The 15,786-nt window shown below is 74.4% G+C and carries 16 protein-coding genes; 5 read left to right on the top strand and 11 right to left on the bottom strand.

What is annotated here, in order from left to right; genetic code table 11:
- Positions 1 to 39 precede the first annotated feature (39 nt).
- Positions 40 to 1,914: an ABC transporter ATP-binding protein gene (locus NFX44_RS06020; RefSeq protein ID WP_262282482.1), complete on the bottom strand. Its 1,875-nt coding sequence runs from the start codon at positions 1,912 to 1,914 to the stop codon at positions 40 to 42.
- A gap of 217 nt (positions 1,915 to 2,131) precedes the next feature.
- On the opposite strand from NFX44_RS06020, the gene NFX44_RS06015 reads away from it, so the two are divergent.
- The 3 genes from NFX44_RS06015 (at position 2,132) to NFX44_RS06005 (ending at position 5,811) form a co-directional block, all read left to right on the top strand.
- Positions 2,132 to 2,761 (top strand): TIGR03085 family metal-binding protein, encoded by a 630-nt coding sequence (locus NFX44_RS06015; RefSeq protein WP_262282481.1) that lies wholly within the window; start codon positions 2,132 to 2,134, stop codon positions 2,759 to 2,761.
- Positions 2,762 to 2,891: 130 nt separating this feature from the next.
- Complete coding sequence (locus tag NFX44_RS06010; protein WP_262282480.1) at positions 2,892 to 3,842, top strand: terpene synthase; 951 nt, start codon at positions 2,892 to 2,894, stop codon at positions 3,840 to 3,842.
- A 142-nt stretch (positions 3,843 to 3,984) separates the two neighbouring features.
- A complete protein-coding gene (locus tag NFX44_RS06005) occupies positions 3,985 to 5,811 on the top strand; it encodes a long-chain fatty acid--CoA ligase (protein ID WP_262282479.1) in 1,827 nt (608 codons plus the stop codon).
- Positions 5,812 to 5,870: 59 nt separating this feature from the next.
- Here NFX44_RS06005 and NFX44_RS06000 read toward each other — a convergent pair whose 3' ends face one another.
- The 3 genes from NFX44_RS06000 to NFX44_RS05990 form a co-directional block, all read right to left on the bottom strand.
- Complete coding sequence (locus NFX44_RS06000) at positions 5,871 to 7,178, bottom strand: low temperature requirement protein A (protein ID WP_262282478.1); 1,308 nt, start codon at positions 7,176 to 7,178, stop codon at positions 5,871 to 5,873.
- Positions 7,179 to 7,244: 66 nt separating this feature from the next.
- Positions 7,245 to 8,522, bottom strand: coding sequence for a low temperature requirement protein A (locus NFX44_RS05995; RefSeq protein WP_262282477.1), 1,278 nt, complete (start codon positions 8,520 to 8,522; stop codon positions 7,245 to 7,247).
- 66 nt (positions 8,523 to 8,588) lie between these two features.
- Complete coding sequence (locus NFX44_RS05990) at positions 8,589 to 10,046, bottom strand: PLP-dependent aminotransferase family protein (RefSeq protein ID WP_262282476.1); 1,458 nt, start codon at positions 10,044 to 10,046, stop codon at positions 8,589 to 8,591.
- A 58-nt stretch (positions 10,047 to 10,104) separates the two neighbouring features.
- Here NFX44_RS05990 and NFX44_RS05985 point away from each other — a divergent pair, with 58 nt between their 5' ends.
- Together NFX44_RS05985 and NFX44_RS05980 are read left to right on the top strand one after the other, a co-directional pair.
- Positions 10,105 to 10,782, top strand: a complete 678-nt coding sequence (locus tag NFX44_RS05985; RefSeq protein ID WP_262282475.1) for a YitT family protein — start codon at positions 10,105 to 10,107, stop codon at positions 10,780 to 10,782.
- A 141-nt stretch (positions 10,783 to 10,923) separates the two neighbouring features.
- Positions 10,924 to 11,385, top strand: coding sequence for a hypothetical protein (locus NFX44_RS05980; RefSeq protein WP_262282474.1), 462 nt, complete (start codon positions 10,924 to 10,926; stop codon positions 11,383 to 11,385).
- 34 nt (positions 11,386 to 11,419) lie between these two features.
- Here NFX44_RS05980 and hisF read toward each other — a convergent pair whose 3' ends face one another.
- From hisF to NFX44_RS05945, 7 genes are all read right to left on the bottom strand, one after another.
- Positions 11,420 to 12,187, bottom strand: a complete 768-nt coding sequence (gene hisF, locus NFX44_RS05975; RefSeq protein ID WP_262282473.1) for an imidazole glycerol phosphate synthase subunit HisF — start codon at positions 12,185 to 12,187, stop codon at positions 11,420 to 11,422.
- A 73-nt stretch (positions 12,188 to 12,260) separates the two neighbouring features.
- Positions 12,261 to 13,259 carry an NADP-dependent oxidoreductase gene (locus NFX44_RS05970; RefSeq protein ID WP_262282472.1) on the bottom strand — a complete coding sequence of 333 codons (999 nt, stop codon included), beginning with the start codon at positions 13,257 to 13,259 and terminating at the stop codon, positions 12,261 to 12,263.
- Positions 13,256 to 13,681, bottom strand: a complete 426-nt coding sequence (locus NFX44_RS05965; protein WP_315974578.1) for an organic hydroperoxide resistance protein — start codon at positions 13,679 to 13,681, stop codon at positions 13,256 to 13,258. The genes NFX44_RS05970 and NFX44_RS05965 overlap by 4 nt, the downstream gene beginning before the upstream one ends.
- A 5-nt stretch (positions 13,682 to 13,686) precedes the next feature.
- A complete protein-coding gene (locus NFX44_RS05960; RefSeq protein ID WP_262282470.1) occupies positions 13,687 to 14,133 on the bottom strand; it encodes a MarR family winged helix-turn-helix transcriptional regulator in 447 nt (148 codons plus the stop codon).
- Positions 14,134 to 14,219: 86 nt separating this feature from the next.
- Entirely contained in the window at positions 14,220 to 14,663 is a 444-nt protein-coding gene (locus NFX44_RS05955) for a RidA family protein (RefSeq protein WP_262282469.1), read from the bottom strand.
- Positions 14,660 to 15,388 carry a bifunctional 1-(5-phosphoribosyl)-5-((5-phosphoribosylamino)methylideneamino)imidazole-4-carboxamide isomerase/phosphoribosylanthranilate isomerase PriA gene (gene priA / locus NFX44_RS05950; protein WP_262282468.1) on the bottom strand — a complete coding sequence of 243 codons (729 nt, stop codon included), beginning with the start codon at positions 15,386 to 15,388 and terminating at the stop codon, positions 14,660 to 14,662. The genes NFX44_RS05955 and priA overlap by 4 nt, the downstream gene beginning before the upstream one ends.
- Positions 15,389 to 15,404: 16 nt before the next feature.
- Positions 15,405 to 15,728 carry a hypothetical protein gene (locus NFX44_RS05945; RefSeq protein WP_262282467.1) on the bottom strand — a complete coding sequence of 108 codons (324 nt, stop codon included), beginning with the start codon at positions 15,726 to 15,728 and terminating at the stop codon, positions 15,405 to 15,407.
- Between the last annotated feature and the right edge of the window lie 58 nt (positions 15,729 to 15,786).

Genomic DNA, 15,786 nt, shown 5'->3' with positions numbered 1-15,786 from the left:
TCGCGACTGCGGGGCTCCGCTCCGCTGCACTCCTCGCGCTCACCGGTCAACCTCGACTTCCAGGCCGGAGGTCAGCGGGGTGACCTCGTCGTACGTGCGGGTCTGCTCGCGTTCGTGCTCGGCCTGTTCGTAGGCGGTGACCAGGTCGGCGTAGCCCGGGACGGTGGCGAGCAGGTCGGTGTGCGTGCCCCGGGCCACCACCCGGCCGTGCTCGACGTAGATCACCTCGTCGGCGAGCGCGATGGTGGCCCGCCGGTAGGCGACCACCAGGATCGAGGCGGGCGCGCCGCCCTCCGCCGGGGCGCGCAGCCCGGCCAGGATGGCGGCCTCCACCCGCGGGTCGACGGCGCTCGTGGCGTCGTCGAGCACCAGCAGTCGGGGCCGGCCGGCGATCGCCCGGGCCAGGGTGAGCCGCTGCCGCTGCCCGCCGGAGAGCGAGGTGCCCCGCTCGCCGACCATGGTGTCCAGCCCGTCGGGCAGCCCGGCCACGAAGCCGTCCGCCTCGGCCAGCCGCAGCGCCGCCCAGACCTCGTCGTCGCCGATGCCGGCACGGTCCAGGGTGATGTTGGCCCGCACGGTGTCGTCGAAGACGAACGGCACCTGGGCGACCAGGGCCACCGTCGAGGCCAGCGAGGCGGCGGTCAGGTCCCGCACGTCGACGCCGTCCAGGGTGACACTGCCCGAGCGCGGGTCGACCAGCCGCACGGCCAGCGAGGTGATGGTGGACTTGCCGGCGCCGGTCGGCCCGACCAGCGCCACCGTCTTCCCGGCCGGCACGGTGAAGGTGACCTCGCCCAGCACCTCGGTGCCGGGCAGGTGGGCCTCGGCCGGCTCGTACCCGAAGTGCACGTCGTGGAACGAGAGGGTGGCCGGCGTCGGCGTGGCCGGGTCGAGCGTCACGTCGCCGTACGGCATCTCGCCGGTGGCGTCGAGGACCCGGCTGACCCGGTCCCAGCCGGCGACGCTGCGCGGCAGCTCGGCCAGCACCCAGCCGATGGCGCGGACCGGGAAGGCCAGCACGGTGAAGAGGAAGGCCACGCTGACCAGCTCGGTCACGGTGATCCCGCCCTGGCGGAGCCGGACCGCGCCGACCACCAGCACGGCGAGCGTGCCCAGGCTGGGCAGCGTCTCCAGCATCGGGTCGAAGACACCGCGCAGCTTGCCGACGGAGATCAGCGCGTCCCGCAGCTCCCCGGCCCGGGCGGCGAACCGGGCGGTCTCCTGGGCCTCGCGGCCCATCGTCTTGACCACCAGGGCGCCGTCGAAGCTCTCGTGGGCGATGCCGCTGACCTCGGCGCGCAGTCGCTGCGCGCGGGCCTGGCGGGGCGCCATCCGGCGGGAGTAGACCACGTTGAGCGCGAACAGGGCCGGGAAGACGGCGAGGCCGACCAGCGCGAGGGCCCAGTCGGTGAGGAAGAGCGAGACCACCGCGCCGACGAGCATCACCAGGGTGCCGACGGCGAAGGGCAGCGGCGCGATCGGATACCAGGCGGCCTCGACGTCGGAGTTGGCGTTGGACAGCAGGGTGCCGGTGGCGTTGCGGTGGTGCCAGGCCAGCGGCAGGTCGAGGTAGCGGCGGGTGACCCGGCGGCGGTAGGCGGCCTGGAGCCGGTACTGCATGTAGCCGGCGCCGAGCCGGCGGCCGAAGATGCCGACCACCCGCAGCACGCTGATCCCGAACAGCGCGGTGGCGGCGAGCGCCAGGGCGCCGCCGGTGACCGAGCCGCGGGCCACCGCCGGGACCACCACCTTGCCGACCACCGCGCCGACCACGTACGCGCTGGCGATCACCATGAGGCCGAAGAGCACGCTGCCGGCCACCGCGACCGCGAAGATGCGCGGCTGCTCCCGGATGGCCCGGCCGAGTACCCGTAGCCCTCTGCCGAGGACGTCCCGACTTGTCCCGCTCGCCACGCTCTCCCCCGCCGTAAGCCGCAGTTTTCTCCCTCATCCTTACCGGTCGGGGCCCGCTCCGCCGACCCGGCCCCGATATGTCGGCCGTCACTCGGTCCCGCCGGACCCCGCCCAGCAGGGCGGATGCCCCCCGCGTCGCGCCGCCCGTCGGACGGGGGGACGCCGGCGCCGGGCCGTGCCGGAAGCGCGAACCGGCCCACGGGCCTACGATCGGGCCATGCCGCGGTACGCCCGAACGGAGCGCGAGGCGCTCGCCGACCTGATGCTGGAGCTGGGACCGGACGCGCCGACGGTCAACGAGGGATGGACCACCCGGGACCTGGCGGCGCACCTGCTGGTGCGGGAACGCCGGCCGGACGCGGCGGGCGGCATCCTGCTGCCGCCACTGCGCGGCTACGGCGAGGCGGTCCGCCGGCGGATGGCCGCCGGTCCCTACGCGGAGCTGGTCGAGCGGGTGCGCCGCCCGCCACGGTGGAGCCCGCTGAGCAACCCGCTCACCGACGAGCTGGTCAACGGCATGGAGTTCTTCATTCACCACGAGGACGTCCGCCGGGCCCAGGCGGGCTGGCTCCCCCGCGACCTGCCGGCCCGGCAGCACGCCGCGCTCTGGAAGCGGGCCACCGTGCTGGCCCGGATGGCGTTGCGGCGCTTCCCGGCGGACCTGCTGATCCAGGCGCCCGGCTACGGCGAGCGCGCCGTCGGCCGCGGCGGCGAGCGGCTGCGGGTGGTGGGCGCGCCGGGCGAGCTGGTGCTGTTCATCTCCGGCCGGCAGCGGGTGGCCCGGGTCCAGGTGGACGGCCCGACCGCACCGGCGGAGCGGTTGCGCGCGGCCAACCTGGGTTTCTGACGGGGCGTGCCAGGCCGGTCACCGGACCGCGTGGGAACGGCTCCGGCCCAGCGACGACGGCCGATCCGCGCTGCCGTACGCTCCTGACCCGCCGCCCAACCCCCGGGGTGGCGGGACAAGGTGGAGACGGATGCGAGGCTTCGCGCTCTCGGCACTGCACGAACCCCCCTTCCCGGCGCGCCGACACGCCGCCGTCGAGCTAGTCGCCGGGGAGAGCGCCGGGTGGGTCGTCGACCTGGGCCTGATCGACACCCCGGCCGGGCTGCGCCGGCTGGCCGGCGCCCACCCGGCCGAGCTGGCCGGCCGGGCCTGCCCGGACGCGTCGGTCGCCGACCTGCGGCTGCTCGCCGACCTGATCAGCTGGCTGTTCGTGATGGACGACGCGTGCGACGAGGACGGCCTCGGCGCCAGCCCGACCCGGCTCGCGCCGACCGTGGCGGCCCTGCTGGAGGTGCTCGACCGGCACGGCGACCCGGACGCGTCGGCCCCGACCGTGGCCGGCCCGCTGGCCGTGGCGCTGGACGACCTGTGCCGGCGGGCCCGCGACCGGGGGCGGCCGGCGCTGCTGCTGCGCCTGGTCAGCCAGTTGCGCGAGTATCTGCTGGCCCTGCTCTGGGAGGCGGCCAACCGGGAGCACCACCGGGTGCCCGGGGTGGCCGAGTACGTGCAGATGCGCCGGCACACCGGGGGCGCCCGGCCCAGCTTCACGCTGACCGACCTGGCCCACCCGGACGTGCCCGGCCCGGACCGGCGGGCCGACCCGGCGCTGGCCGCACTGGACGCGCTCGCCGCCGACCTGGTCTGCTGGTGCAACGACCTCTTCTCCTACGACAAGGAGCGGGCCACCGGCCCGGACGCGCACAACCTGGTCACCACGATGGCCTCCGAGGCCGGGCGGGGCGAGGAGGCGGCGCTGCGCGCCGCGGCCACCCGGTTCAACGAGAGCCTGGCGGCGTACGCGGAGCGGGACAGGGCGCTGGCCGCGACGGGGGACGAGGGGGTGTGCGCCTTCCTCACCACCCGGCGCAATTGGATCCGGGCCACCTACGACTGGTCGCGCGCCGCCACCCGGTACGCCTGAGCCGCGCGTTCCACCTCCCGGGACGGGGGTCGTCCCAGGCCACGGGGGCTAGCCGCTGCCTGGGTCCAGGCAATACTCTTCGGTAACCGCAGACTGGCGTGACCCCCGTCACGTCCCTCCACCCCTGAAGGCGGCTACAGCGATGGCTCTCGATGTACCGTACCGTTCCGTACCCGACATGTTCCTCAAGCGTGTGGCGGACTCCCCCGACCGCCATGCGTTCGCCCATCCCGCCCCGGACGACTCGGGCCCGGTCTGGCTGACGTGGGAGCAGGTCGGGCAGCGTGCCAAGGCGATCGCCGCCGGGTTGCACGGGCTCGGCGTCGGCCTGGAGGACCCGGTGGCGATCCTCGCCAACACGCGGTTGGAGTGGGTGCTCGCCGACTTCGGGATCATGTGTGCCGGCGGGGCCACCACCACGGTCTACCCGACCACCGAGCCGGAGGACGCGACGTACATCGTCGCCGACTCCGGGTCGAAGGTGCTCTTCGCCGAGAACCCGACCCAGGCGGCGAAGATCGCCGGCACGGCGGTCCCGGCGCTGACCCACGTGGTGCTCTTCGACGGGACGCCCGACCCGGCCGCCACCGTCCCGCAGCTCACCCTGGCCGAGCTGGAGGAGCGGGGCGCCCGGGCGCTGGCCAACGAGCCCGACCTGATCGACATGCTGGTCGCCGGCATCGGCCCGGACCACCTGGCCACCCTGATCTACACCTCGGGCACGACGGGCCGGCCCAAGGGCGTGGAGCTGCTGCACGGCGGCTGGTGCTGGGAGGGCGTGGCGCAGGCCGAGCTGGGCCTGTTGCACGTCGACGACCTGCAGTACCTGTGGCTGCCGCTGTCCCACTCGTTCGGCAAGACGCTGCTCTGCGGCGCCACCCACGTCGGCCTGCCCACCTACGTGGACGGCCGGGTGGACAAGCTGGTCGAGCTGCTCGGGGTGATCCGGCCGACGCTCATGTGCGGCGCGCCGCGGGTCTTCGAGAAGGTCTACAACAAGGCGGTCACCACGGCCCAGAGCGCCGGCGGCGCGAAGGCGAAGATCTTCGCCTGGGGCGTCGCCGTCGGCAAGGAGAAGGTCGCGCTGGAGCAGGCCGGCAAGCCGGTCCCGGCCGGGCTGAAGCTGAAGTACGCGCTGGCCGAGAAGCTCGTGTTCAGCAAGCTCCAGGCCCGGCTCGGTGGCCGGATGCGGGTGCTGGTCTCCGGCGCGGCGCCGCTCAGCAAGGAGATCGCCACCTTCTTCGCGGCGGCCAACCTGCCGATCTCCGAGGGGTACGGGCTCACCGAGACCAGCGCCGGCGCGTTCGTGAACCCGCCCGACGGGCTGAAGATCGGCAGCGTGGGCCGGGCCATGGGCGACCTGGAGTGCCGGATCGACAGCGACGGCGAGATCCTGGTGCGGGGCAAGCCGGTCATGCGCGGCTACCACAACCTCCCCGAGGAGACCGCGGCCGCGTTCACCGAGGACGGCTTCTTCCGCACCGGCGACATCGGCACTCTCGACGACGACGGCTACCTGCGCATCACCGACCGGAAGAAGGACCTGGTCAAGACCTCCGGCGGCAAGTACGTCGCGCCGTCGCACATCGAGGGCATGTTCAAGGCCGTCTGCCCGTACACCTCGCAGGCCGTGGTGATCGGGCAGGCGCGCAACTACTGCACGATGCTCGTCACGCTCGACCCGGACGCGATCCAGGGCTGGGCGGCCGGCACACCGCTGGAGGGCCGCGACTACACCGCGATCGTCACCTCGCCGGAGGCGCAGGCCATGGTCGAGGGCTACGTGGCCGAGCTGAACGGCAGGCTCAACCGCTGGGAGACGATCAAGAAGGTGACCATCCTCCCCCGGGACCTCACCATCGAGGACGGCGAGGTCACCCCGTCGCTGAAGATCAAGCGCCGGAGCGTGGAGACCAACTTCGCCGACGAGATCGACAAGATGTACGCGGGCAGTCTCGCCGAGCTGTAGCGATTCCGCAGCGGCCGGCGGCCGTGCCCCTCCGTCCCGGGGCACGGCCGCCGGGCCGCTCACAGGTGCTCCTGGCGCCAGTGGCTCTGCTCGGCCTCCGCGGCGAGCTGCTCCTCCAGCGCGAGCTGCCGCACCTGGCGCCGCTGGCCGTCCTCGCTGAACGTCTCCACGGCCACCCCGGCGGTGACGAGCACCGCCAGCACGGTGAGCGACGCCAGCTCCGGGATCGGGGCGACGACGGGGGCGACGACGGCGAGCGCCACGACCGTGACCACCAGCGGCCAGTGCACCTCCCGCAGCGCCACCAGCGCGCAGCCGACGAGGCTCACCAGGTAGAGGCCCACCCCGCCGAACAGGATCGTGACCCAGAAGCCGCCCAGCGGCGGGCCCCAGGTGGGGGTCTCCGGGCTGGCCGCGTCGGCCAGCAGGTCCTTGAGGCCGAGGGCGAAGAGGATGGTCCCGGCGATCAGCGGCAGGTGCAGGAACGTGTAGACGTCCCGGCAGAGCCGGAGCCGGGTGGCCGGGTCGCGGGCGTGGTGCAGCGACTGCTCCAGCGCGTACGCCAGGGTGTCGAAGTACGCCCACCAGAGCACCGCCACGATCAGGACGCCGAGCAGCGCGGCCACCGCCACCGGTCCGGTGAGCGGCAGCCCGGTCTTCGGGCCGAGCCCCAGCGCGATGATGGACTCGCCGAGCGCGATCAGCACCATGAGGGCGTGCCGTTCCGCCCAGTGGCCGGCGGAGAGCACCACCCACCGCCGCGCGGCCAGGGTCACCCCGCCGACGTACTCGACGAGCAGCGCCACGGTCCAGAGGCCCAGTTGCAGCAGCACGGCGGCCGGCCGGTCGCCGAGCCGCGGGGGAACCGTGCCGGCGACCACCAGCAGGACGGTGGCCACCAGTGGCAACATGGCGCGCAGCAGCACCCGGCGGCGCTGGACCGGGGCCGACCGGTCCACCCAGCCGAAGATCGCGATCTGGGCCATCCGGATCGTGAAGTAGCAACCCGCGAAGACCAGCGGACCGTTCAGCCCGCCGGGACGGTCGGCGAACGCGCTCGGCACGCTGAGCACCAGCAGGAAGGTCGCGGCCACCGTGACCACGCCGATCACGGGCAGCACCCCCTGATCGGCGCGGACCGCGTTGCCGAGCCGGGCGAAGCCGGTCCAACACCACCAGAGCAGCGCCAGCACCAGCACGCAGCGGTAGAGGTTGGCCGGGCTGAGCAGGGTGGCGGTCAGCGTGGTGACGTTGATGAACGCGAAGACGAAGACCAGGTCGTAGAAGAGTTCCAGCCGGGTGGTCCGGGAGCCGGGCGCGCCGGGCCACACGAGGCGCGACCACCGGGCACCACCGCCGTTCCCCACCCCGGCAGTCTGCGCAGGTCCCGTCCGGCACCCGTGCCGATCGGAAGATCTTTACCGGAACGGGGCCTACCGGCCGGGTTCGCCGCCGACGCCGTGCTCCTGGAGGAACTCGTCGCGCAGCGCGCGGCGGGCCTCGCCGAACAGCGCCATCTCGGTCACCACCATTCCGGCGCAGACCGTGGCGAGCAGCCCCAGCGCGGCCAGCGCCGGCAGGTGGTCGGCCACCGGCAGGAGCAGCACCAGCAGCACGGTGGTCGCGACCCGGGGCCAGTTGACCGAGCGCATGTTGCGCAGCCGGAAACCCACGTGCCCGAGCAGGTAGATGATCACGCCGCCGTAGAGGGCGAGCAGGCCCAGCCCGTGCAGCGGGTCGGTGAGCCGGTGGTGGGTGCCGTCGCCGACGTACGCCAGGACCTTCTTGAAGCCGAGGGCGAGCAGGATGATCCCGGTGACCATCGGCAGGTGCAGGTAGGTGTAGGAGTCCCGGCCCAGCGCGGCCCGCTCGGCGCCCCGGGCCCGGGCCAGCACCCGCTCGGCGGCGATCGACACCACGTCGAAGTACGCCCACCACAGCGCCGCCGCCACCGTGACGCCGAGGAACGAGGCCACGATGATGGGCCAGGAGATCGGCAGCGCGGTGATGCCGACGCCGATGGCGACAAGGGACTCCCCGAGCGCCACGATGATGATCAGGCCGTGCCGCTCGGTCCAGTGCGCGGCGGAGAAGATCTGCCAGCCCGCCGCCCCGATGGCCATGATGCCGCCGTAGTCGACGGCCAGGGCGAGCACCCACAGCAGGGTGCGCAGCGACAGGACCCGCGCCGGGTCGTCGGTGAGGTACGGCGGCAGCAGCGCGGCGGTGAAGAGCAGCACCGCCCCGCCCAGCATCGGCAGGGCGGCCCGCACCAACTGCCGGCGCAGGCCGGCGTCGCCGCGGGCGGCGTACCAGTAGAGGACCAGGTGCAGGACCCTCACGGCCAGGTAGCAGGCGGCGAACACGACCGGGCCGGAGAGGCCGCCGGGCAGGTCGACGAAGGCCTCCGGGATGGTCGCGGCGACCACGAACATGGTGGCCACCACGGCGAAGAGGACCACCCGGACCACGCCCTCGTCGGCGCGGACGGTGTTGCCGAGCCAGGCGTAGCAGCACCAGCACCACCAGAGCAGCGCCAGCAGCAGCAGGCCCCGGCCCATGCCGGGCCAGGTCAGGTCGGTCGCCATGAGCGCGGTCACCTGGGTGAGCGCGTAGACGAAGACCAGGTCGAAGAAGAGCTCCAACGGGGTGACCGAGGCGCCCTCGGTCATCACCCGCATCCGCGGCCCCCGCCGCGTCCCGTCCGTCACGGCGGACAGTCTCGCAGCCGGCCGGCGGAGGCGCTGCCCCCGGACCACCCCGGCGCGCCGTCCGGATCAGGCGATGACGGAGGGCTCCCGCCATTGCGGACGGCCGGCCCGGTCCAGGTCGTAGCGGACCGCGGCGAGCCGGCCGACGGCCTCCACCAGGTCCGCGGCGGGCAGGGTGAAGGGCAGCCGCAGGAACCGCTCCAGGGTGCCGTCCAGGCCGAACCGGGGTCCGGGCGCCAGGCGTACGCCGACCTCCTCGGCGGCCCGGGCCAGCGCGCTGGAGATCGGGCCGTCCAGCTCGACCCAGAGCGTCACGCCGCCGCGCGGCACGGTGACCCGCCAGTCGGGCAGGCGGTCGGCCATCGCCTTGACCAGGGCGTCCCGCTGGGCGGCGAGCTGGATCCGCCGGTCGGCCACGATGCCCGGCCCCTGGGCCAGCAGGTGCACCGCGACGAGCTGGTCGAGCACGGGGCTGGCCATGTCGACGCCGACGCGGGCGGCGGCCAGCCGCTGCACCTGCGGCGCGGACGCCCGGACCCAGCCGATCCGCAGGCCACCCCAGTACGGCTTGCTCATGCCGCCGATGCTGATCACCCGGGAGTGCCGGTCGAAGGTGGCCACCGGCGGCGGCAGCGGGGTGCCGTCCAGCGGCAGGTCCACGAAGGACTCGTCCACGACCAGGTCGGTCCCGGCGGCGTGCGCCGCGCCGACCAGCCGCTCCCGCAGGTCGGTCGCCATGAGGTGGCCGGTCGGGTTGTGGAACTCGGGGATCACGTACGCCAGCCTGGGCCGGGTCTGCCGGATGCTGCCCAGCAGCAGGTCGGCGTCCCAGCCGTCGCCGTCGGCGGCGAGCCCGTGGGTGGTGATCCGGGCCCGGCGGGCCGACAGCGCGGCGAGGGCGTTCGGGTAGGTCGGCGACTCCACCAGCACGCCGCCGCCGGGCGACAGGGCGAGCCGCAGCACGAGGTCCAGCGCGTGCTGGGTGCCGCTGGTCACCATGATCTGTTCCGGGCTGGTCGGCAGCCCCCGCTCGGTGTACCCGCGGGCCACCGCCTCGCGCAGCTCGATGATGCCGGTCGGGTGGTAGCCGGCCCCGCCGAGGTAGCGCGGCAGGTCCTCGGCGGCGGCCCGGGCCGCCGGCACGAGCTGCGCCGGGGCGGAGAGGGCGGCCACCCCCAGGTCGATCATGTCCCGGTCGTCCAGCGGGGTCCAGAGCCCGGTGCTGGCCACCCGGTGGGTGCCCGGGAGCATGGTCCAGCTCCCGGCGCCCCGCCGGCTGGCCAGGTGGCCGGTCTCCCGCAGCTCCCGGTAGGCGGCGGTGACCGTGGTCCGGCTGATCCGCAGCGCCTCGGCCAGATCCCGCTCGGCCGGCAGGCGTACCCCGAGGGGGAGCCGGCCGTCGGCGAGCAGCCCGCGGACCGCGGCGGCGAGCGCCGCGTAGTCGGGGCTGCGCCGACGGCCCGGCAGGGCATGCCACTGCCCGAGGAGCCGAGCCAATTGGACGCCACGTACCTGACTGGTCATGGCCACCCTCCCGAAATTGGCTCTGTCCTGGCCAAGATTGGCCCCTAGGGTGGCATGCATGGCACAGATTGGCAATCTCCGGTACCGGCCGGCCCGGCGGCTCGTCCAGCTCTACGTCGGGCTCGCCCTCTACGGGATCAGCATGGCGCTGATGATCCGGTCCGGCCTCGGGCTCGACCCCTGGGACGTGTTCCACCAGGGGATCGCCCGGCAGACCCACCTCTCGTTCGGCACGGTCACCATCGCGGTGGGCGCCGTGGTGCTGCTGCTGTGGATCCCGCTGCGGCAGCGCCCCGGCCTCGGCACCGTCAGCAACGTCGTGGTGATCGGGCTGGTCGTCGACGCCACCCTGGCCGTGCTGCCGCCCGGCGAGGGCCTGCCGCTCCGTGCCACCCTGCTGGTCGTCGGGATCGTCGCCAACGGCGCCGCCACCGGCCTCTACCTGGGCGCCGGGCTCGGCCCCGGCCCGCGCGACGGCCTGATGACCGGCTTCACCGCCCGCCGGCCCCGCTACTCCATCCGGCTGGTCCGCACCGTCATCGAGGTGACCGTGCTGAGCCTCGGCTGGCTGCTCGGCGGCACCGTGGGTCTCGGCACCGTGGCGTACGCGCTGGCGATCGGGCCGCTCGCCCAGCTGTTCATCCCGATCTTCGCGGTGCCGGCCCCGCCGGCCGACGAGCCCGCCGCCCAGCCGGCGGTCCCCTGCGCGCCGCGCCCGGCCGGCGAGGCCGCGTGATCGGCCTCACGGTCACGCAGCGTCACCTTCACCGCGCCGACCGCCACCTCCTGGGACACCCCGCACGCCGCTGAGCTGCGACGACGTCCGGCAGCGAAACCGGGTGTTTTCTCCGCCGTCGCGGCCGGGCATCATTCGTCCATGGGGGAGAACGGTTGGCGTTGGAGCGACGCCTGGATCTTCGTCTCACTGGTCATCGCGAGCGGCGCCGGTCGGCACCGCCGGGCCGCCGCCACCCGGCGCCCGGAGGGCGTACGCCTCGCCGACGTGCTCTCCACCGCCGACCACCTCAACCAGGCCATCCCCGAGCGGGACGAGGTCGAGGGGGCGGTCCGCCGGCTGGTGAGCGCGGGCCTGGTGAGCGTCACCGACGGCTGGTTCCGGGTCACCCCGGACGGCGAGCGGCTCTGGCGCACCCGGCCGAGCGCCGGGCTGGGCACCACGGTGGACACGGTGCAGGGCGTGCTGAGCCGCCGCCCCGCCCCGGACGAGTTCGACTGGCAACTGGACGAGGACGACCACGCCGCCGCCGTGCAGGAGTACGTGGTCCGCTCGATCCCCATGCCGCGCCGCTCCCCCGAGGGCCACCCCGGCCGCCCCTGACCTCCGCCGCCGAGCCCCGGGATGGTGCGCGGGGTCAGCGCACCGGGTGGCCGGCGCCGCGCAGGGCGTTCTTGACCTCGCCGACGGTCAGCTCGCCGAAGTGGAAGACGCTGGCCGCGAGCACCGCGTCGGCGCCCGCGCCGATGGCCGGCGGGAAGTCGGCCACCCGGCCGGCCCCGCCGCTGGCGATCACCGGCACCTCGACGACCGCGCGGACCGCCTCGATCAGCGGCAGGTCGAAGCCGGCCTTGGTGCCGTCGGCGTCCATCGAGTTGAGCAGGATCTCCCCGGCGCCCAGTTCCGCGCCGCGCGCCGCCCACTCGGCCGCGTCGAGGCCGGTGCCCCGCCGCCCGCCGTGGGTGGTCACCTCGAACCCGCTGGGCGTGGTCCCGGCCGGCGCCCGGCGGACGTCGAGGGAGAGCACGAGCACCTGACGGCCGAAGCGGTCGGCGATCTCGGCGATCAACTCGGGGCGGGCGATGGCCGCGGTGTTCACCCCGACCTTGTCCGCGCCGGCGCGCAGCAGCGTGTCGACGTCGGCCACCTGGCGGACGCCCCCGCCGACGGTGAGCGGGATGAAGACCGACTCGGCGGTGCGCCGCACCACGTCGAGCATGGTGCCGCGGTCGCTGCTGGAGGCGGTGACGTCAAGGAAGGTCAACTCGTCGGCGCCGGCCCGGTCGTACGCGGCCGCCAGCTCGACCGGGTCGCCGGCGTCACGCAGGTCGAGGAAGTTGACCCCCTTGACCACCCGCCCGGCGTCCACGTCCAGACACGGGATCACCCGCACCGCCACCGTCATGCCGCGAGCCTATCCAACCGGCACGCCACGGCGGCCGGCCCGACCGGGCCGGCCGCCGCGAACGAGTGCCGGGTCACACCCGGACGAGCATCTTGCCTAGGTTCTCGCCGCGCAGCAGGCCGAGGAAGGCCTCCGGGGCCCGCTCGATGCCGTCGACCACCGTCTCGTCGTAGGAGATCCGGCCGTCCCGCAGCCAGCCGGCCATCTCCTGGACGAACTGCTCGCGCAGGTGCCCGTGGTCGCCGACCAGGAAGCCGCGCAGGGTGAGCCGCTTGCCGATGAGCAGCGCCAGGTTGCGCGGGGCGGCGGGCGGCTCGGTGGCGTTGTACTGCGAGATCATGCCGCAGATGGCGGCCCGGCCGTGCAGGTTCATCGCCCCGATGGCGGCCTCCAGGTGCTCGCCGCCGACGTTGTCGAAGTAGACGTCGACGCCGTCCGGCGCGGCGGCCCGGAGCTGGTCGCGGACCGGCCCGTCGTGGTAGTCGAACGCGGCGTCGAAGCCGAGCGCCCGTAACCGCTCGACCTTGGCCGGCGAGCCGGCGCTGCCGACCACCCGGCCCGCGCCGCGCAGCTTGGCGATCTGCCCCACCATGCTGCCGACCGCGCCGGCCGCGCCGGAGACGAAGACCGTCTCGCCCGGCTTCATGGCCGCCACGTCGAGCAGGCCCGCGTACGCGGTCAGCCCGGTCATGCCGAGCACGCCCAGGTAGGCGGTGACCGGGGCCAGCCCGGGGTCGACCTTCCGCGCGCCCTTGGCGTCGACCAGCGCGTACTCCCGCCAGCCCAGCCCGTGGAGCACGACGTCGCCGGGCGCGAAGCCCTCGGCCTCGCTGGCCACCACCTCGCCGACCGCGCCGCCGTCGAGCGGGGCGTCGAGCCGGAACGGCGGCACGTACGACTTGACGTCGTTCATCCGCCCGCGCATGTACGGGTCGACCGACATGAACTGGTTGCGGACCACGAGCTGGCCCGGCCCCGGGGTGGGCACCTCGGTGGTGACCAGCCGGAAGTTGTCGGCGGTCGGCCAGCCCTGCGGACGGGACGCCAGGTGGATCTCCCGGTTGGCCGTCATGCGGCGTCCCGGACGGTCAGGGTGACGTCGATGTTGCCCCGGGTCGCGTTGGAGTACGGGCAGACCTGGTGGGCGGCCTCGACGAGCTGCTGCGCGGCGGACCGCTCGACGCCGGGCAGGTCGACGACCAGGGTGACGGCGAGACCGAAGCCGCCGCTGCCGTTCGGGCCGATGCCCACCTCGGCCTCGACGACCGAGTTCGAGACGTCCGCCCGGGCCTTGCGGGCGACCAGGCGCAGCGCCGAGTGGAAGCAGGCCGCGTAGCCGGCCGCGAAGAGCTGCTCCGGGTTGGCCGCGCCGCCGGCGCCGCCCATCTCCTTCGGGATGGCCAGGTCCAGGTCGAGGCCGCCGTCGGAGGTGCGGACGTGGCCGTCCCGGCCGTCGCCGGTGGCCTGCGCGGACGCGGTGTAGAGCACCTGCATGGTGGTCACTGCTCCTTCTGTCGGTGGATCGTCTCGGTGACCCGGGTGAGGGTGTCGCGCAGGGCGACCAGCTCGGCCTCGGCGAGGCCGGTGGCGCGGGCGACCCGCCGCGGCACCTCGTCCATCCGCTCCCGCAGGGCCCGGCCCTGGGTGGTGAGGCCGACCTCGACCCGGCGCTCGTCGGCCGCCGAACGGGTGCGCACCACCAGACCGGCCGCCTCCAGCCGCTTGAGCAGCGGGGAGAGCGTGCCGGAGTCGAGCCGGAGGCGCGCGCCGAGTTCGGAGACGGTGGGGGCGTCGTCGCCGCGCTCCCAGAGCACCAGCAGCACGAGGTACTGCGGGTAGGTCAGGCCGTGCTCGTCGAGGATGGGCCGGTAGACGTCGGTGAGGGCGCGCGACGCCGCGTAGAGGGCGAAGCACACCTGCCGGCGCAGCACCAGATCATCGGTCACGCCCCGAACAGTAGTCCGCAATTAGGTTGTGCACAATTCAATCGGCCGTGTGAACGCCGCCACAGCGACGGTCGGCCGCGCCCGGATCAGCCCCCGGCGACCCACGCCTCCAGCTCGATCTCCACCAGCAGGTCGGGATTGATCAGGCCGGCCACCACCACCATCGTGGCGACCGGCCGGACCGCACCGAACACGGCGTTGTGCGCGCGCCCCACCTCGTCGGCGTACGTCCGGTCGGTCACGTACATCCGGGTGCGCACCACGTCGGCCGGCCCGGCGCCCACCTCGGCGAGCGCGTCCAGGCCGATCCGGATCGCCTGGGCGGTCTGCGCCGCGGCGTCCCCGACGTGCGCCACCCGGCCGTCCACCGTGGAGGTGCAACCCGCGGTGATCGCCAGCTGCCCGGCCCGGACCACCCGGCAGTAGCCGTAGAGCGCCTCCCACGGGCCGCCCGAGCCGAGCCGGGTCACGGCGCCGCCCACCGGCAGCTCCGGCGCCGGCCGGGAACCCTCGCCCGCGACGGCCGTCACGCGCCGGCCCGCAGGGTGGCGAGCGCCTCGGCGACCGTGAACGCACCGGCGTAGAGCGCCTTGCCGGTGATCACACCCTCCACCCCCACCGGCTCCAGGGTGGCCAGCGCGCGCAGGTCGTCCAGCGTGGACACGCCGCCGGAGGCGACCACCGGCGCGTCGGTGCGGGCGCAGACCTCCCGCAGCAGGTCCAGGTTCGGCCCGCGCATCGTGCCGTCCTTGGTGATGTCGGTGACCACGTAACGGGTCGCGCCGGCCTTGTCCAACCGGGCCAGCACCTCGTAGAGGTCACCGCCGTCGCGGGTCCAGCCCCGCGCCGAGAGGGTACGGCCGCGCACGTCCAGCCCGATGGCCACCCGGTCGCCGTACTCGCCGCAGACCCGGTCGCACCACTCCGGGTCCTCCAGCGCGGCGGTGCCGATGTTGACCCGGGCCGCGCCGGTGCCCAGGGCGGCCTGCAACGACTCGTCGTCCCGGATGCCGCCGGAGAGTTCGACCTTCACGTCGAGCCGGCGGACCACCTCGGCGAGCAGATGGGCGTTGGTGCCCCGCCCGAACGCGGCGTCCAGGTCGACGAGGTGGATCCACTCCGCCCCGTCGGACTGCCAGGCGAGGGCGGCCTCCAGCGGGTCGCCGTACGTGGTCTCGCTGCCGGCGGCGCCCTGGACGAGCCGGACGGCCTGCCCGTCCGCGACGTCCACGGCGGGCAACAGGGTGAGGCTCAACGAAATTCTCCTCGCATCAGGAACGTCGGTCCAGCGCGATCACCACGACCGCGGGCAGGACCAGCAGCAACAACACGACCAACGCCAGCCGCAGCGCCAGGTCGTCGACGAAACTCCAGATGCCGGCCACGGCCGCGCCGGTGAGCAGCAGGATCGCCGCCCGCTCGCCACGACTGTGCCGGCGCAACCGGCCGGTGCGGCCGCGCCGCACGGCGGGCGTCAACCGGCGTACGACGGCACGCCGCCGGTCCCGGCGCGCCACCCTGCGGGCGCGCGCGGCGCGTTCCCGCTCCAGCTCGGCCCGCCGCGCCTCCCGCCGCCGCGCCCGCTCCTTACTCAAGCTGGGCCGCCGGTCGTTCGCGACTGCGGGGCTCGCAGAACCGGCTCACTCCTCGCGC

Source organism: Micromonospora sp. MA102 (assembly GCF_025460765.1).
Classification (GTDB): domain Bacteria; phylum Actinomycetota; class Actinomycetes; order Mycobacteriales; family Micromonosporaceae; genus Micromonospora; species Micromonospora halotolerans.
This window is presented reverse-complemented; position numbering and strand designations above follow the sequence as displayed.